This is a genomic window from Cryobacterium soli, from assembly GCF_003611035.1.
Classification (GTDB): Bacteria; Actinomycetota; Actinomycetes; order Actinomycetales; family Microbacteriaceae; genus Cryobacterium; species Cryobacterium soli.
In genome coordinates, this window is the sequence record NZ_CP030033.1 from 2,994,824 (window position 1) to 3,011,826 (window position 17,003).

The window sequence follows — 17,003 nt, forward strand, 5'->3', positions numbered from 1 at the left end:
ACAATGAAGTCATCCTCCTTTCGCCGTATCGCCGCCGTCACCGCCACGGCCGCTCTGATCCTCGCCGGCACCACTGCCTGCGGCCGTGGCGGCGGCGACGAGGCCAGCGGACCGAAGGTCGTGCTCGCGATCTCCACGCTGAACAATCCGTTCTTCGTCGAACTGCGCGACGGCGCCCAAGCGGCAGCGGACGAGGCCGGCGTCGACCTCTACATCGTGGACGCCCAGAACGACTCGGCCACCCAGGCCAACCAGCTGGCCACGGCGACGGCCGGCAGCACCAAGGCCGTGATCGTCAACCCGGTCGACTCCGACGCCGCAAGCGCCTCGGTGAACGCGCTGACCGCCGCGAACATTCCGGTCATCGGGGTGGACCGCACGGTCAACGACGCCACACTGACCTCTCTCGTGGCCAGCGACAATGTGGCCGGCGGCAAGCAGGCCGCCGACGAGCTCGCGGCGGCCATGGGGGAGAAGGGCACCGTGATCTCCCTGCAGGGTGTCTCCGGCACCTCCGCCAGCCGCGACCGCGGCGCCGGCTTCGACGAGGGCATCGCCGCGTACCCCGACATCACCGTGGTGGCCGAGCAGACCGCGAACTTCGACCGGGCATCCGCTCTGGACGTCACCACCAACCTGCTGCAGGCCAACCCGGGAGTCACCGGCATCTTCGCCGAGAACGATGAGATGGCCCTCGGCGCGATCCAGGCGCTCGGCGCCCGCGCAGGGTCAGAGGTCATGGTCGTCGGATTCGACGGCACCGCGGACGGCCTGACCGCCATCTCGGACGGGTCGCTGTACGCCACCGTCGCCCAGCAGCCCGCCGAGCTCGGCCGGCTCGCCATCGAACTGGCCGTCAAGGCCATCGACGGTGACGATGTCGACGCGACAGTTCCCGTCGACGTCGTCGCCGTGACGAAGACGAACGTGGGCGACTTCTCCAAGTGATCCCGTCAACAGAGGCCCCGGTCGCCGGGGCGGTGCTCAGCGGGGTGGTCGTGGTCGGCTCGATCAACGCCGACCAGGTCACCAGCGTGGGGCGCCATCCGCTGCCCGGCGAGACCCTGATCGGCTCGTCGATCGTGATCCTGCCCGGCGGGAAGGGCGCCAACCAGGCCGTCGCCGCGGCTCAGCTCGGTGCCACGGTGAGCATGGTCGGCGCGATCGGCCGGGACGCCTACGCCCAATCCGCCACCGCGATCCTCGACACCGCGCACGTCGATTTGTCGGCTGTGCGGGCCGTGGACGGGCCGACCGGTCTGGCCGTGATCACCGTGGCCGCCGACGGGGAGAACACCATCATCGTGATTCCCGGGGCGAACGCCGCGGTGGATGCCGAGGCCGTCGGCCGGAACGCGGACCTCATCGCCGGGGCCGCCGTGGTGGTGCTGCAGGGGGAGATCCCCGCGGCCGCCAGCGCGGCGGCCGCACGGCTGGCCCGCGGCCGGGTCGTTCTCAACCTGGCACCCGTGATCGACTTCGACCCGGCGACCATCGCGGCCGCCGACCCCCTGATCGTGAACGAGCACGAGGCGGCCCTGCTGCTGGCGCAACTCCTGCCCGGCTCACCGCCGCCGGCCTCGGACGCCGACGCGGTGGCCAGGCTGCGCGAGTGGGGGGTGACGTCGGTCGTGCTGACCCGCGGTGCCCTCGGCGCGATCGTCGCCGACGCCGACGGCACCGACTCCGTGGCCTCGCCCGTTGTGACGTCGGTCGACAGCTCTGGCGCCGGAGATGCTTTCGTGGGGGCGCTGAGCGCCCGTCTCGCTGCCGGTGACGGCCTCCGCGAAGCGGCCGAACTGGCCGTACGGGTCGGCGCGTTCGCCGTGCGGTCCCGCGGAACCCAGCCGTCCTACCCGCACGAGGGTGACGCTCTACCCGAGGTCGGCGCCAGCTCAGCACCCATGAAGGACGAGGCACACCCGTGAAACGCTCCGGCATTCTGAACGCCGACCTGAATGCGGCGATCAGCCGCCTGGGCCACGGGGACATCGTGCTCGTGGCCGACTGCGGGATGCCCGCACCCGTGGGCGTGACCGTGATCGACCTCGCGCTGGTGCACGGCGTGCCCCGGTTCGAGCAGGTGCTCGATGCCCTGCTGGGCGAACTGGTGGTGGAGCGTTGCGTGGCCGCGGAGGAGGCGAAGGGCACGGTGGCGGATGACTGGTTGAGCGCTCGCTTCACCGATATCGAGTACATCGGGCACGGCGACCTCAAGCAGCTCTCCGGGTCGGCACGGGTCTTCGTGCGTACCGGGGAGGCCACCGCCTTCGCCAACGCCGCTCTCGTGTGCGGGGTGCCGTTCTAGACGTTCTCGGCGGTGGCGAGGGCAGTTTAGGTTAGCCTTTCCATCCTCTGACCAGGGGGATTAGGCAAGGCTTTCCACGCTGGCGGCGCCCGTGATTGGTGCCTAGGGTGACTCTATGGCCATCCTCTCGACTCCTCTTTTTCGTCCCGTCCGGGCCGCTCAGGATGCCGCGCCGCGCGACGCGACGGCCGTCTCCGCCCACACGGGGAGCCTGGCCTCCCGGCTCAACTGGCTGCGCGCCGGTGTGCTCGGCGCCAACGACGGCATCGTCTCCGTGGCGGCCATCGTGGTCGGCGTGGCCGGCGCCGGTGGCAGCACCCCAGCGATCATCGCGGCCGGCACCGCGGGCCTCGTCGGCGGGGCCATCTCGATGGCGCTCGGCGAGTACGTGTCGGTGAGCAGCCAGAGCGACAGCCAGCGCGCGATGATCGAGAAGCAGAAGCGCGAGCTGCGGGACGACCCGGCCGGGGAACTCCAGGTTCTCACCACCCTCTACGAGGAGCGCGGGCTGGCCCCGGCCACGGCCCGCCAGGTGGCTATCGAACTCACCGAAAAGGATGCGCTCAAGGCGCACCTGTCGCTCGAGCTGAACATCGTCGAGGAGGACGTGGCCAGCGCCTGGCACGCCGCCGGCGCGTCCGCCCTGGCGTTCACCCTCGGAGCGATCCTGCCGCTGCTGGCGATCCTGCTGCCGCCGGAGGGCCTCCGGGTGCCGGTGACCTTCCTGGCCGTGCTCGTGGCGCTCGCCCTCACCGGCGCGCTCGGCGCCCGGCTGGGCGGCAGCCGCCTCGCCCGTGCAACCGTGCGGGTAGTCACCGGCGGTGCGGCGGCGCTCTTCGTCACCTGGCTGGTGGGCACCCTGCTCGGTGTGACGGTCTTCTAACGGCCCTCGGCCGCCCGTACGGCCCCGCCAGCACTAGCTGCCTCCGTCCGAGACCATGCGGGTGCGCAGAACTCCTGCAGAATTCTGCCGCCGCGGTGATCGTTCGCGGAATTCCGGGTCACCGCAGGGGCGTGCCGGTGACGGATCGGAGAAGTGCAGGAGTTATGCGCGCCGACCGGGGGGTGGCGCAGACCCGGGCGGTGTGGGGTGCGAGAGCGGCGGGTGCTAGACCAGGGCGAGCAAGCGGGCGGCTCCCACCAGGCATGCGCCTGCCACACCGATGAACACGACCACCCAGAGCAGGCCGGGCAGATGGCTGAGCCGGGCCAGTTGGTCGGCGTCCGAGGCGCCGCCGCCCCGCCGGGACCGGGTGATCTGCAGCTCCACGACCGTGCGGAGCGCCCCGATCAGCAGGAACGCCGTGACCAGCAGCGCAAAAATGCTCTGCACGACAGGCGAACCGAACCAGGTGACCCCGAACACCAGGGCTGCGGTTACGGCCACCGACCAGAGCCCGAACCAGTTGCGGATCTGCACGAGGAGCAGCGCCAGCGCCGCAAGCAGTGCCCAGAGCAGGCCGACGTCATGGCCGACACTGAGCATCCAGGCGGCACCGAGACCGAGCAGCGCGGGCGCCGTGTAGCCGGCGAGCAGCGTGAGCACCATGCCCAGGCCGCGCGGTTTGCCGCGGCTCACGGTGAGCCCCGAGGTGTCCGAGTGCAGTCGGATGCCCTGCAGCCGGCGGCCGCCGAGCGCCGCGACCAGCCCGTGCCCACCCTCATGCACGATGGTGATGCCGTGGCGGGTGACCGTCCACGCCTGCGGCACGAGCACCGCCAGCGCGGCGGCGGCGATCGTGAGCCACACGGTCAGCGTCGGCAACGGAGCGTTTCGCGCCGAGACCCGCGCCCAGAATTCGAGGAGCAGATCCATTCAGCGGGCCGGGCCGAGAACCATCTCGAGGTGGCGTTCCGTGGGTCGGCGTGGGTCGGGGATGTACTCCCCGGTGGTCACGGCCCCGTTCTTCTCGTAGAAGCGGATGGCCCGGTGATTGCTCTCGTGCACGTGCAGATAGAGGCGGTCGAGCTGCTGCTCGGCGGTGACCCACTCGCGCACGGCGGCGAGCAGGCGCGTGGCCACCCCGGTTCGACCGCGGTAGCTGGGGTCCACCCAGACGCCGACGAGGTTGGCCCGCACGGGCGCATCCGCCGACAGCGCACCGGGCTGGTAGGTCGGCGGTCCGGTGGACACGAAGGCGGCCATGGTGCCCACCCATTGCTCACCCGGCGTGCGCGCCACGACCTGGACGCTGGTGGGTTCGGCGTTGCGGGCGCCGCGCTCCCGCCAGTCTGCCTCGGTGAGTGCGAGGGCTGCGGCGAAGGATTCGAAGAAGGCCAGCGGGAAGTTCGCGATCGACCGGAGACGGATATCGCGGAGCCCGGCCCAGTCATCGGCGACGGGTCGGTACAACTCCACTTCGCGGGGCGCGGCGGGGGTGCGTATTTCGGCCATCATTGGAGGGTAGTCGCCTTGGCTGTCCGGTGGGTTCCTTTTCGGGGGCCAAGTGCGGCCGAGGGTGCCCGCGGCAGGTGTCGGAGCGCAGAGGGAGTGCGGTCGCGACGGGTGCGAGGCGCGCTCAGGCGTCGCGGCGCATAAGCAGCACGGCAGCCGTGCCGAGCACCGCACCGCCGGACCCGAGCATGATGAGCAGCGCCTGCCAGGGCTCGAAGGGGCTCGCGAGCACGCTGTTTCCCCAGAAGAACAGCTCCTGGCCGGCCACTCCGGGCAGCCAGGCCATCAGGTCGGTGGCCCACTGGGCCGGAACGAGGCGCAGCACCGATGGGAGCACCAGGATCAGGCCCATGGTCGCCGCGATGCCGCCGGGCACCGACCGGGTGATGGCGCCGATTCCCAACGCGATGACCCCGGTGAGCGCCAGGTAAAGAGCGCCGCCGGCCATCCGCAGCCAGAGGCTGGAGTCGCCGCCGTCGGGGTGGATGCCTGCCCCGGCGAGGATCGGCAGGGCCGCCAGGTAGGCGATCACGATCGCCGCGAACCCGACGACGAAGGTGAGCAGGAAGAAGACGGCGACCTTCGCCCAGAGCACCGGCAGCCGGGTGGGCACGGCGGTGAGGGTGGAGCGGATCTGGCCCGTGGAGTACTCCCCGCTGATGAGGAGCACGCCCTGCACGGCGATGGCGAGTTGGGCGGCGACCAGACCAAGGGTGGCGGTGATCACGGCAAGATTCGTGGCCACAGCGGCGCTCCCGTCGCCGGGCATGCTCATGGTCAGAGCCATCAGGATGGCGAAGGCGAGTTGCACCACCACGATGATCGAGAAGGACCACACCGTGGAGCGCAACGACCGAAGCTTGATCCACTCACCACGGAGGATACCGCCGAAATGCACCGGGCGGCCCGCCGGGTGCAGGGCGGCCGCGGGGGGTGAGTCCGGGGACAGCACACTGTCGAGCTGAGGTGCAGGGAGCATTGTCAGGTCCTCGTCGTGAGATGGCACCGGGATGTCTCTGCGTCAGACACTAGCGGCAGGCCGGTCACGGATGCGGCAGTTCGGCCAGATATTCGGCGAGGATGCGGGCGTGGTTGACGTGCGGGTCCTTGGCGCCGTAGAGCAGGGTCGTGGTCGGCGGGTTGTGGGCGGCCAGCTGGCGCAGCTCATCGACCGCCCGCTGGGTGGCGGCGTCGCCCTCCAGCTCGGCACGGTACCGGGCGCTGAACTCGTCGAGCCGGGCGGGGTCGTGGTTCCACCACGCGCGGAGCGCCGGCGACGGGGCGACCTCCTTCAGCCAGGCGTCCAGTCGGGCACGCTCGGTCGAGACGCCGCGCGGCCAGAGCCGGTCCACCAGCACGCGGCATCCGTCGTCGGCCGCAACGTCGTCGTAGATGCGCTTGATCTGGAAGGTCATGCGCACACCATAGACCGCGCGCCGGCCGACTACCGCGCCCCGACCGGGGCGCCGTGAGCCACGGGAGGGCGCGTGCCGAGCGCCCGGGCCGCGCTCGCCTCCGGCCGCAGGTCGAGGCGGCGGAGCAGTTGGGCGTTGACGGCCACGACCACAGTCGACGCCGACATCAGCAGGGCGCCGATCTCCATCGGCAGCACAAACCCGATCGGTGCGAGCACACCGGCGGCCAGCGGCACGGCTAGCAGGTTGTACCCGGCGGCCCACCACAGATTCTGCTCCATCTTGCGGTATCCGGCCCGGGAGAGCTCGATCACCGAGAGCACGGACCGGGGATCGTCACTGGCCAGGATGACGCCCGCCGACGCTATCGCGACATCCGTGCCGGCGCCGATGGCGATACCCACATCGGCCTGCGCCAGCGCGGGGGCGTCGTTGACGCCGTCGCCGACCATGGCCACCCGGTGGCCCTCGCGTTGTAACCGCACCACGGTTTCGGCCTTGTTGTCAGGGTGCACACCGGCGAAGACCCTGTCGATGCCGAGCTGGGCGGCCACCGACCGGGCCACCGCTTCGGCGTCTCCGGTGATCATCACGACGCTCACGCCCCGGGCGTGCAGGGCGTCAACGGCCTCGCGGGACTCCGGGCGCACCTCGTCGGCCAGGCCCAGAGCGCCGATCACCCGGCCGTCCTGCAGCACGTGCAGCACGATGGCACCCTCGGCGGCCCAGCTGTCGGTGGCCGGGAGGGGCGCTGCGCCGTGTCGTTCGAGCAGGCTGGGACCCCCCACCGAGGTCTCCCGGCCGTCGACAGTCGCCGTGACGCCCACGGCGGTGGCCGCCTGGAACCCGCTGGCGAGGGGAATCTCGAGGCCGCGGCTGCGGGCCGCGGTCACGATGGCCCGGGCCAGCGGATGCTCGCTGTCGGCCTCGACCGCGGCCGCCAGGGCGATCAGCTCGTCGTCGGTGTGCCCGTCGCCCGCGTGCACGTGGGCCAGCACCGGCTCGCCGCGGGTGAGGGTGCCGGTCTTGTCGAACAAGACCGTGTCGATGGTGCGCATGCTCTCCAACGCGAGCCGGTCGGTCACCAGCACCCCGCCGCGCGCGGCGCGTTCGGTGGCGATCGACACCACGAGAGGGATCGCCAGCCCGAGGGCGTGCGGGCAGGCGATCACGAGAACCGTGATGGTGCGCACGACGGCGTCCTGCGGGTTGCCGAGCAGGGTCCAGACGACCGCGGTGATCACGCCGACCCCGAGCGCGAACCAGAACAACCAGCCGGCAGCCCGGTCGGCCAGGCGTTGCGCCCGTGACGACGACCCCTGCGCCTCGGCGACGAGCCGGCGGATACCCGCCAGCGCGGTGTCCTCGCCGACCGCGGTCACCCTCACGCGCAGGGCCGTGTCGGTGGCCACGGTGCCGGCCACCACCGGGGCGCCAGGCCCGCGGCTCACCGGTCGGGACTCTCCCGTGATCATCGACTCGTCGACATCCGCCGTACCCTCGGTGACCAGCCCGTCGGCGGGAATCCGGCCGCCGGGCCGCACGATCACAACGTCGCCCACGCGCAGGTCGGCCGGAGCGACGATGGTGATTTGGCCGGCGTCAAGGCGTTCGGCCTCGTCGGGAAGCAGCGCAGCGAGCGACTCGAGGGCCGAGGACGACCGGGCCAGCGAGCGCATCTCGATCCAGTGGCCCAGCAGCATGATCACGATCAGCAGGGCCAGTTCCCACCAGAAGTCGAGCTCCATGCTCAGGATGCCCAGGCTCGCGCCCCAGGAGGAGAGGAACGCCACAGTGATGGCCAGGGCGATCAGCAGCATCATGCCGGGGGAGCGTCGCCCCAGTTCGCTGACCGCGCCGGTGAGGAACGGCCGGCCGCCCCAGACGTACATCACGGTGCCCAGCAGTGGGGAGATCCAGGCGGCCCACGCCGCGTCGGGCAGCGGGTAGCCGATCAGGTGGGCGAACATGCCGCTGAAGCCGACGACGGGCACGGCCAGCGCCAGCATCACCCAGAACAGGCGCCGGAACTGGCCGACGTGGTCACCGTGCCCGGCGTTGCCCATGGCGCCGTGGTTCATTGAGCTGTGCTTCATTGAGCTGTGATCCATGGTGCTGTGATCCATATCGCTGTGGTTCATGACGGCGTGGTCAGTGCCGTGCTCCGGTGTGTCGTGCGAGGAAGTCATGCCCTCACCTTATACCCCCTAGGGGTATCGGACAAGGAAACGGGACTACCGTAGTGAGCAGATCCACCCGCGCTCGACCGACGAAAGGGGACCCAAGATGATGTGGGGATACGGAATGAACCCCGCCTGGCTGTGGCTCTACGGATTGCTGTCGGTGGCCGCCGTCGTGGTGCTCATCGTCTGGACCGTGCGAATCTTCCGCACCGACTCAGCCGGCATGTCCGGTCCGCCGGGGCCCGGCCCGGTCGCGCCTCGCAGCGATGCCCGGCGCATCCTCGACGAACGCTACGCGCGCGGTGAGCTGACCACGGAGCAGTACAACGAACAGGTGCGCTCGCTGGGTCAGTGAGCGCCGCCTGCGAGCTGGGCCCTGCGAATCAGCCGAGACGGATGACCGCGGCCAGCAGGTCGGGCGCAAGCGGGCGGTCGGCGAAGATCACGCGCTGCAGCGCCGTGGTGTCCGGGCGGCCGGTCCCGGTCGGTACCCCGGCTGGGGTGCCCCCGCCGTGGCCGATCCAGACGCGTGTGAGCCCGATGCGCTCGAGCACGCGTACCGAGGCCGGATTGCCGGCCAGCGCTCGCGCGGTGACCGGGAACCTCGAGCTTCGGGCCTCGGCGAGGGCTGCCGTCGCGGCTTCGGTGGCGAGACCGATGCCCCAGGCCGCTGGGGTGAGGCGGTAGCCGAAGTTGCGCATGCCGCAGTCCAGCAGCGTGGCCGACACCACACCGACGAGGGCGCCGGACGGAAGGCCTGGCAGAGCGGTGCGAGCGCGGACCGACCAGCGGCCGAGACCGGAGCGCGCCCAGCTGCGCTCGCTGTCGCTGACCAGCAGAGCGGACTGCTGCAGTTCGGTGTGCCGGCCGGCCGGCAGGTGCAACCAGGTGCCCGGGTCGGCATAGATGTCGTGCACCTCGGCCAGGTCGGCCGCGCTCAGCGGCGCCAGGCTGAGCCGCGGAGTGGTCAGACGCTCGGCGCTGGAGCCATGGGCGGAGAGGGTGGCGGGCACCTCCCTATGCTTCCACAGGCCGCGCTTCCGCAGGCCGCGCTTCCGCAGGCCGCGCTTCCGCAGGCCGCGCTTCCGCAGGCCGCGCCGACTGCGTCCCAGAGGGCCTATCGGAGCGCAGAGACTCGCAGCGCCACGGCCTTGAGGTTCTGGATGCGCTGCTCGTAGCGTGCGGCCAGGGCGATCAGCAGAACACCGCCGATGCCGAGCCACAACCACCAGTACACCGCGGTGTACGCCAGCGCGATCCACGGCCACAGCTGGGCGAGAGCATGCACCAGGAGCACGACGCTGCCCAGCACGAACGGGGCCTGCAGCTTGCGCCGCACCCCAAGGAGGAGCACCGCGGTCGCGACGATCCCCAGGCCCACCACCCGCCAGAGCGGACTGGCCGTGAGGTCGAGCAGCAGCGACGGCACCAACAGCAGCAGCAGACCCGGAGCCAGTGCGCCCCAGCTGCGCGCGGCGGGAGCGCGACCCAGGTGCAGCCATCCGCTCACGATGAGCGCGACGGCCAGGGGCACGCTGACGAGCTCGACGGGGTCGGGCACACCACGGGCGCCGCCGGCGCCGAGCATGGCGGCGGCCGCCGCGAGCGTCACCCAGGCCAGCAGCCGGCCGAGCGGGCTCGGGTCGAGGGCGAACACGGCCAGGTACGCCGCGGCGAGCAGCCACACGATCACCAGCATCCGCACGGTGGCCAGCGGGTCGTACTGCAGCGCAGGCGCCTCGGCCAGGACGATCCCGATGACGACACCCATGGCCAGGCCGTAGCCCGTGCGACGTAGACCCTGACCGGCGGCGGCCGGCACCCGGCCTGCCGACCAAACCATCCCGGCACCGGTGGCCAGCACGAGACCCGCTGCCGGAAGCAGCCACGTCTCGAGCTGCCCGGTGGGGCCCGCCGGGGTTCCGTACAGGGGCAGGAGGCGCAGCCCGGCCGTAACCAGCACGGCGAAGACACCCACCAGGGTGGCGGGCCCGCCGAGCACGCCCCACCGCGGATGTGCCACGAGCCGCGCACCCACGATGCCGAGCGCGCCGGCCGCGACCAGCACGAGCACCGGCCGCAGCATCGTGCCGTCGCCACCCGCGACGGCGCTCGGGAGCAGCGCGAGCGCGAGGCCGACGGCGACAACACCCTGGTGGCGCAGCCGGGCGGATGCGGGAAGCGCCGCGCCGGTCTGCCGGCTTGCCGGTGCGCCGAGCGGAGCCCTGAGGAGCCCGGCGGTGACCAGCTGACCGGCCACGAGGGCCAGACCGAGCGGGACCGTGCCCAGTTCGATGGGCGTGAACAGGTCGCGTCCGGCGCCGGCCACGAGCGACAGCAGCCCGGCGGCGAGGGCGAGCCAGGCCAGCACGGTGCCGGCCCGGCTGCGGTCGAACCGGAGCACGGCGACGTGCACCAGAGCGAACAGGACCACCAGGGCGATCGCGCGACCCGGGGCGTACGGGGCGAAGCCGAGGGCGCCGGTTTCGGCACCGAGGATTCCCAGCAGCGCCACCCCGACCAGGGTGTACCCGAAGATGCGCTCGGCGGTCCAGCCGTCGACGGATGAGGCGGGCACGGGAGTGCCGCTTGCCGACGTGACCGGCGTCGCCGTGATGAGCCAGCCTCCGGTCACCACGAGGAGCAGGGCCGTGGGCAGTAGCCAGGCCTCGACCCGCCCGTCGGCCGGGCCCGTGGCGAGCAGCGCCTGCAGCCGCCCGGCGGCGGTCACGATGACGGTGGCCACCCCGACGAGCACGGCGGGCCAGGCCAGCGGTGCCCAGCGGACGCGGCCGAAGGCGGCCGCGCCCGCCAGGGCGAGCACCCCGCCGACCGCGAGGGTGCCGATCTGCCGGAGCCCGTCGGCGGTGATGCCGCTCAGGATGCCGCCGGTGAGCGGCGGGGTGCCGACCGCTGTGAGGGCGCTGGGCAGCACCGCGAGGGCCAGTCCCACGCCTATCCAGATCGATGATGCGGAGAGCGGGCGGGAAGCGGACGGCACCGGGCCCGTCGAGCCGGTCATGCCCGCCGACTCAGCCAATCCCGTGCTGCCGGCGGGGGCCGTCATTCCGCCCGTGGCGAGGGCGCCCGCAGACGCAGACGACCACGGGCGCAGCCGCACCAGCTGCCCGGCCGCGAGGGCGAGCGCGACGGGCACGGTGACGAGCTCGAACGGCTGCACGGCACCGGCGAGCAGGGCCGCGGACGCCGCGACCCCGGCCAGCACGAGGGCCGGCCAGGCGGTGACGGCACCGAGGTGCGCCCACTCTGCCCGGAACGCCACGACGGCGAACACCGAGAGCGCCGGCACCAGAAGCAGGGGGCGCGCTGCGCCGAGAGCCGAGGAGTCGAACGCCGCCGCCTCCAGAAGGGTCAGCGTGACCAGGCCCACCAGCAGCAGCGCGGTGCTCGCGCGGCTCCGGATGGTGTGAGGGCGGTCATCCGGCTGCCGCAGCAGCAGTGCTGCGGCCAGGATCAGCAGGCCCACGGTGGGCAGCAGCCACGCTTCGAGTGCTGGCCCGGCCGGCCCGGCGGCCGTGACGATGCGTTGGGAGCGGGCGATGCCGCAGGTCAGCAGACCGAGCGCGCCGGCCAGCCCCATAGCGGCGAGGTAGGCCGAACGGGGCGGGGTGTTACGCAGAACGCTGGCGCCCACGAGCAGCACCGCGGATGCCCCGCCCACGATCACCGGGCGCAGCACCGAGCCGGTCTGCCCGGTCACGGCGAGGGGGAGCAGGGCCACGACCAGCCCGGCCAGGGTGAGCAGCGCGGAGCCCGGGCTCGCGGCGACGGCGCGGTCGACCCGGCCGAAACGCCAGAGCAGTGCGGCCAGGAGTAGCAGCAGTCCGGCCAGCGGCAGCACATAGGCCTCGACCGGGGTGGTTCCGGCGCTCGCCAGGCCCCACCAGAGCGCAGCGGTCGCGGTGACCACGGCGAGCCAGCCGAGGTGGCGGCGCCACGACCGCGACGCGAACAGGCCGTCGGTGTCGACCGCGGCGAGCAGCAGGATCACGCCCGTGATGAGCAGCACCAGCCAGCCGAACTCGGTGACGTTCGGTCGCAGGAACGCCGAGGCGAGCACCAGCGCGGCGCCGAGCTCGAGGCCGACGACGGCGGGCCGGCGCCCGACCAGGCGGAGGACCAGCGCGAGGGCCACGGTGACCAGGGCCGCGACGGGGGCAGCGAGTACGGAGGCGGCGGCGGGCGCATCCGTGATCAGAACGAGGTTGAGCGTGAGCGACAACAGCGCCGGCGCCACAAGGAGAGCCGCCGTCAGCCGCTCCCACGACCGGGTGCCCGGGGCGCGCGAATCGCGGCCCAACGCCCAGAGCAGCAGCGCCGCCACGACCAGGACCGTGACGACAACACCGGCAACCGGTACGACCGGGGCCATCGCGGCGCGTTCGGAGAACGACAACCCGTCGAGCAGGAGGCCGAGGGGCAGCGCGAGCACCACGAGGGTGGGGGCGAAGAGGGTCCAGAAGGCCCAGCGGCGTTCGGTGGTGGTCAGCCCGCCGACCTGGTTCTGGGCGGCGAAGACCTGCACCAGTGCGGTAGCCAGGCCCAGGCTGAGCGCCACGAGCAGCCACAGCACAGCCGTGACCGGCGGGTCGGCCAGGGTGAGCGCGATGGGGGTGGCGACGGACCCGATCAGGCCGAGCACGATCGCCCCGCACAGCAGCGCACCGCGGCGGGCAGCGTGAGTCTCCCGGTCGAGCACCAGGCGGGCGAGAACGAGCATGAGCACCGCCGAGAGGGTGCCGAGCCACCAGCTGGTGCTGCTGGACCAGCCGATCAGGTACCCGAGGGTCCCGGCGCTCCACAGAACCGTCACGATCAGGCGGCGGTACCCGCCGAGCGGGTACGTGCGGCGGCGGGCGATCAACAACGCGGCCAGGGCGCCGGCGCCGAGCAGCACATAGAGGGGAAGGATCAGCCACAGCCACTGGGTGAAGGGCACCGCCAGTAGCAGCGCGACCGCGCCGAACCAGGCCAGAATGCGCAGCCGGGTTGCCAGCACCGCGCCGACCCGCCAGAATCCGGTTGCCAGCACCGCGACGCCCGCCAGCGTGGCCAGGGCCCACCCGCTCTGGGTGGGAACCTCGGTGAGCGGGCCGGACACCCGGTCCATCGTGCCCACCAGGGCGCCGGCCAGTGGCACCGAGGCCACCAGAACCGTGAGGAGGCCGAGGGCCGTGGCCAGCACGGTCGCCGTGAGTGTTCCGGTGAGCAGCGCCTGCCGGGTCGGTCCGGCTGTGCGCCGTCGCCAGGCCAGTTCCCCGCCGAGGGCGAGCAGCACGGCGGTCAGCAGTGGCACGGAGACGAGCAGCTCGGTGCTGCCGGTGCGCCAGCTGACGGCGATAACGCCCAGCACCACGGCCAGTCCGGCCAGGCCCACGGATGCGGATGCGGCGGCCCGGTAGCCGGCATCCGTTCGCCGGCTGGTCAGCGTGGTGAGGGCGTGGGCAACGGCGAGCACGGCGACGGCGCCGAAGGTGAGCAGCGGGACGGTCTCGGTGCCGGGCTGCACGAAGCCGGCCACGGCGAGGGCGCTGACCAGGGCCAGCCCGGCCAGGATGAGCAGCGCGGCCCGTTCGGCCCGGCGGTCGAGCGCGGGCCAGAACCGGGCCGTGCCCGGCAGGGTGAACCTGTGCACGAGGGTGCCGGCGGCCACGCCGAGGGCGGCCAGGAAGAACCGGGTGAGCGGGGGCGCATCCGTCGCGAGCCCCGCGGCCAGCAGCCCCAGGCCCGGAGCGGCGGTGGCGAAACCGGCCACGCTGGCCACGCGCAGGCCCGACACGGCGTGCCAGAGCAGGAACACCGCGGAGCACACCAGCAGGGCCACGCCCCAATAGAGCAGCGCGTCGGTCGCGCCGAGACCGCCCAGGTCGTTGCGCTGCAGCGCCCAGACGTCCAGGAGCACCAGCACCACGGCCAGGGCGCCGATGCCCTCCGCGGTGCTCACCAGGCGGCGCCGGCGCAGGAACGCCGCAGTGGCCAGGGTGGCGAGGGTGAAGGCGCCCACCACGACCGACCGGAAGGCCAGCCCGGCATTGAACCAGGCCACCGTGAGGAAGAAGATCGCCGCCACCGAGACGAGCGAGACGCCCACGATGAGCAGCACGATCTGCACGCTCGACCGCCGCCGCGCGGGTGGGCCGGCTGTTGTCGTGGGTGCGGGTGGTACGGATGCAGGCGGTGCGGACGCGGGCGGGACTGACGCGTGCGGTGCGGATGCGGGCGGGACTGACGCGTGCGGGACCGGCGGCGCGAACGCTGCCGGCGCGGCCTGCGTCGGCGCGGCGTGGATCGGCGCGGTGCGTGACTCAGCGGCCGCGGTCACCGAGGGGTCGCGCGGCTGCACCAGCGAGGCCTCGTGCGCCGCCGCCAGTGAGGCTGCCCGCGCCGCGGCCTGGGCGACAGCGTCGGCCACGGACGGTGCCGCCGACCGCACCGCAGCGTCGCGCGCCGCCGCTTCCAGTGCCTCTCGTCGGACCGAAGCTGCGTGTGTCTCTGTCTGGGTCTTGGCCTGCTGCGCCTCGGCGGCCGAGCGGGCCGCGGCCACGTCGAAGCGGATGCGGCCGATCAACTCCACCCGGCGGTGCAGCGCGGTGGCGGCATCCGTTGACGCGCCCAGGAGTTCGCGGGCGGCCGGATGGCGCAGGTCGAGCCCGCAGGACGCACAGACCGGCGACGGCAGGCGGGTCAGGCAGGCCGGGCAGAGGGTCGTGTCGGTCAGCTCGGACGCGCTCCGGGGCCACAGGTGCCGGCCGGCGTACTGGGCGAAATCGCGAATGGAGCTGCTCGGTGACATCAATCCCCCTGATGAGTGGTGCGGCCACCACAGGTTATCGGCTGCCCGCGCGCGCCGGGCGAGTTGTGCACACACTCGCCGTGGCGCTCCCGCGCACCTGCCCGAGCGGTGGCCTGGCCCGGCGCCCGGCACCCCGCCCGGCACCCCGCCCGGCACCCCGCCCCGCGTCCGCGCACGTCCGCGCACGTCCGCGAAAGCGGGCGAACGGTTGCCACGGCGCGCTCGAAGCAGCCGAATCACCGCTTTCGCGAGGTGGCACGCGCGATTTTGACGCCGTCGAACGGGCGGGTACAGTTCTGGTGCACTGGAAACGGTGCACTCACAGGATTGTGACCGCGTCAGTGGGCAAGACCTGATCTGAAGCTTCGGCTGATGATCGGGTCTTTTTTTTGCCCTGAGGATCTACCCCCCGGTACCCCGCCGGAAGATCCCTCCGTATCGGTCCGGCACCCTGCCAACAGCCTCAACCGTGCCACTCTCACCATCTCCAGGAGGAACCATGTCAGAACGTACCGCCACCATCGCCAGCCGCGTCGGCCTGCACGCCCGCCCCGCGGCGATCTTCGCCGAGGCCGTCAACGCCCAGGATGTGGACGTCACCATCGCGCTCGAGGGTGACCCGGCCGAGGAGGCCATGGATGCCTCGAGCATCCTCAGCCTGATGAGCCTGGGTGCCGCACACGGCCAGGTCGTCGTGCTGCGCGCCGAGGGTGCGGGCGCCGATGAGGCCCTCGAGGCCCTCGCGCAGATCCTCGAGACGGACCACGACGCCGCCGAGTAACACACTCGCGGCGGCCCAACGGGTAGCAACGAAACAGGGGGCCCGGGAGACCGGGGCCCTTCCTGCATCCCGCGTTGCTCTGCCTCGGGGGTGACACGTTGACTGCGCCTCGTATGGCCCACTGCGCCAGCTATGGCTGGCGCAGTGGGCCACCCCGGGGTGCAGCGACCGGCACGAGGTGCGGCCGCCGGGCGGGGCGCGAGAGTAGCGGGCCTAGAGGCCGTTGTCGGCCAACCAGCCGAGCAGTACCCGCTCGACGTCGGCGGGCTGCTCCACATTGGGCAGGTGCGCGGCGTCGCGGAACACGCATCCGCTCGCCTCGGGCACCGTGCTGACCAGGTATTCGTACTGGGCGAGCACCTCCGAGATGTCGTACTCGCCGACCGTGACGAGGGTGGGCACGGTGATGTCCACGACCCTGTCGAAGGCGGGCGGGTCGAGGGGGAGCGACACCGGGTTCTCCTCGGCGTGGATGACGTTCACCCGGTTCAAGGCATAGGCGGTCGAGACGAACTCGGGATCGAGGTCTTCCTCGCGCCGCAGCGGACCGAAGTCCCAGAGCGCCGCCTCGAGGCGCGCCTGGCGGTGCCAGTCCTGGGCCTCGAAGGCCCGGTCGATCTCGTCGAACTTGGCGTCCTCCACATCGGTGAGCTCCGTGGGCGGAAACCCGCTCGGGCCGGAGCCGATGGTGACCAGCCCGGCCACGCGGTCCGGGTGCTCCACAGCGAGGTCGATGGCGATGGAACCGCCGCGCGAGCAGCCGATCAGGGTGGCCCGGGCCACGCCGAGGTGGTCGAGCACGGCGAGGGCATCCGCTCGATTGGAGAACTCGACGTCCTCGGTGCTGGTCTGGCCGAAGCCGCGGGTGTCGAAGCGGATGACGTAATGGTCCGCGGCCAGCGCGGGAACCTGGGGATCCCACATGCGCAGATTCGCGATGCCGGCGTGGATCAGCAGCAGCGCGGGCTTCGACACGTGACCGTGGGCTTCGTAGTACAGGCTCGCGCCCGGAACATCGAGGTGAGGCATGATTCGAGCGTACGACCACCACGCTGATCGGCGGGATTTTTTACCGATCCGGCGCGCCCGGCCGCATCGAGGCGTGGC

General features: G+C 72.2%; 14 protein-coding genes. 6 read left to right on the forward strand and 8 right to left on the reverse strand.

Annotation, left to right across the window (positions count from 1 at the left end):
- Nucleotides 1-3: 3 nt before the first annotated feature.
- The 4 genes from DOE79_RS13890 to DOE79_RS13905 all read left to right on the forward strand — a co-directional run bounded on the left by DOE79_RS13890 (nt 4) and on the right by DOE79_RS13905 (nt 3,191).
- The gene (locus DOE79_RS13890; protein WP_120339013.1) at nt 4-948 is read left to right on the forward strand and encodes a substrate-binding domain-containing protein; all 945 of its coding nucleotides are present in this window, start codon (nt 4-6) and stop codon (nt 946-948) included.
- Nucleotides 945-1,928, forward strand: a complete 984-nt coding sequence (locus DOE79_RS13895; RefSeq protein ID WP_342767923.1) for a ribokinase — start codon at nt 945-947, stop codon at nt 1,926-1,928. The genes DOE79_RS13890 and DOE79_RS13895 overlap by 4 nt, the downstream gene beginning before the upstream one ends.
- Nucleotides 1,925-2,308: a D-ribose pyranase gene (rbsD, locus tag DOE79_RS13900; RefSeq protein ID WP_120339014.1), complete on the forward strand. Its 384-nt coding sequence runs from the start codon at nt 1,925-1,927 to the stop codon at nt 2,306-2,308. Before DOE79_RS13895 ends, rbsD begins: the two co-directional genes overlap by 4 nt.
- 115 nt (nt 2,309-2,423) lie before the next feature.
- Nucleotides 2,424-3,191, forward strand: coding sequence for a VIT1/CCC1 transporter family protein (locus tag DOE79_RS13905; RefSeq protein WP_120339015.1), 768 nt, complete (start codon nt 2,424-2,426; stop codon nt 3,189-3,191).
- 225 nt (nt 3,192-3,416) lie between these two features.
- Here DOE79_RS13905 and DOE79_RS13910 read toward each other — a convergent pair whose 3' ends face one another.
- The 5 genes from DOE79_RS13910 to DOE79_RS13930 form a co-directional block, all read right to left on the reverse strand.
- On the reverse strand, nt 3,417-4,124 hold the full coding sequence (locus DOE79_RS13910; RefSeq protein WP_120339016.1) for a M50 family metallopeptidase: 708 nt from the start codon (nt 4,122-4,124) through the stop codon (nt 3,417-3,419).
- Complete coding sequence (locus DOE79_RS13915; RefSeq protein ID WP_162942754.1) at nt 4,125-4,703, reverse strand: GNAT family N-acetyltransferase; 579 nt, start codon at nt 4,701-4,703, stop codon at nt 4,125-4,127.
- A gap of 124 nt (nt 4,704-4,827) precedes the next feature.
- The gene (locus DOE79_RS13920) at nt 4,828-5,682 is read right to left on the reverse strand and encodes an ABC transporter permease (RefSeq protein WP_120339018.1); all 855 of its coding nucleotides are present in this window, start codon (nt 5,680-5,682) and stop codon (nt 4,828-4,830) included.
- 64 nt (nt 5,683-5,746) lie between these two features.
- Complete coding sequence (locus DOE79_RS13925; protein ID WP_120339019.1) at nt 5,747-6,118, reverse strand: DUF488 domain-containing protein; 372 nt, start codon at nt 6,116-6,118, stop codon at nt 5,747-5,749.
- A gap of 29 nt (nt 6,119-6,147) precedes the next feature.
- Nucleotides 6,148-8,214 (reverse strand): heavy metal translocating P-type ATPase, encoded by a 2,067-nt coding sequence (locus DOE79_RS13930; protein ID WP_245976947.1) that lies wholly within the window; start codon nt 8,212-8,214, stop codon nt 6,148-6,150.
- 208 nt (nt 8,215-8,422) lie between these two features.
- On the opposite strand from DOE79_RS13930, the gene DOE79_RS13935 reads away from it, so the two are divergent.
- Nucleotides 8,423-8,656 (forward strand): SHOCT domain-containing protein, encoded by a 234-nt coding sequence (locus DOE79_RS13935; protein ID WP_245976948.1) that lies wholly within the window; start codon nt 8,423-8,425, stop codon nt 8,654-8,656.
- A 28-nt stretch (nt 8,657-8,684) separates the two neighbouring features.
- Here DOE79_RS13935 and DOE79_RS13940 read toward each other — a convergent pair whose 3' ends face one another.
- Both DOE79_RS13940 and DOE79_RS13945 read right to left on the reverse strand, forming a co-directional pair.
- Nucleotides 8,685-9,314, reverse strand: coding sequence for a GNAT family N-acetyltransferase (locus tag DOE79_RS13940; protein WP_162942755.1), 630 nt, complete (start codon nt 9,312-9,314; stop codon nt 8,685-8,687).
- Nucleotides 9,315-9,418: 104 nt separating this feature from the next.
- Complete coding sequence (locus DOE79_RS13945) at nt 9,419-15,115, reverse strand: SCO7613 C-terminal domain-containing membrane protein (protein WP_120339022.1); 5,697 nt, start codon at nt 15,113-15,115, stop codon at nt 9,419-9,421.
- 499 nt (nt 15,116-15,614) lie between these two features.
- Between DOE79_RS13945 and DOE79_RS13950 the strand changes: the two genes are divergently transcribed.
- Complete coding sequence (locus DOE79_RS13950; protein ID WP_066598207.1) at nt 15,615-15,896, forward strand: HPr family phosphocarrier protein; 282 nt, start codon at nt 15,615-15,617, stop codon at nt 15,894-15,896.
- Between the two features lie 213 nt (nt 15,897-16,109).
- Here DOE79_RS13950 and DOE79_RS13955 read toward each other — a convergent pair whose 3' ends face one another.
- Nucleotides 16,110-16,925 carry an alpha/beta fold hydrolase gene (locus tag DOE79_RS13955; protein WP_120339023.1) on the reverse strand — a complete coding sequence of 272 codons (816 nt, stop codon included), beginning with the start codon at nt 16,923-16,925 and terminating at the stop codon, nt 16,110-16,112.
- Between the last annotated feature and the right edge of the window lie 78 nt (nt 16,926-17,003).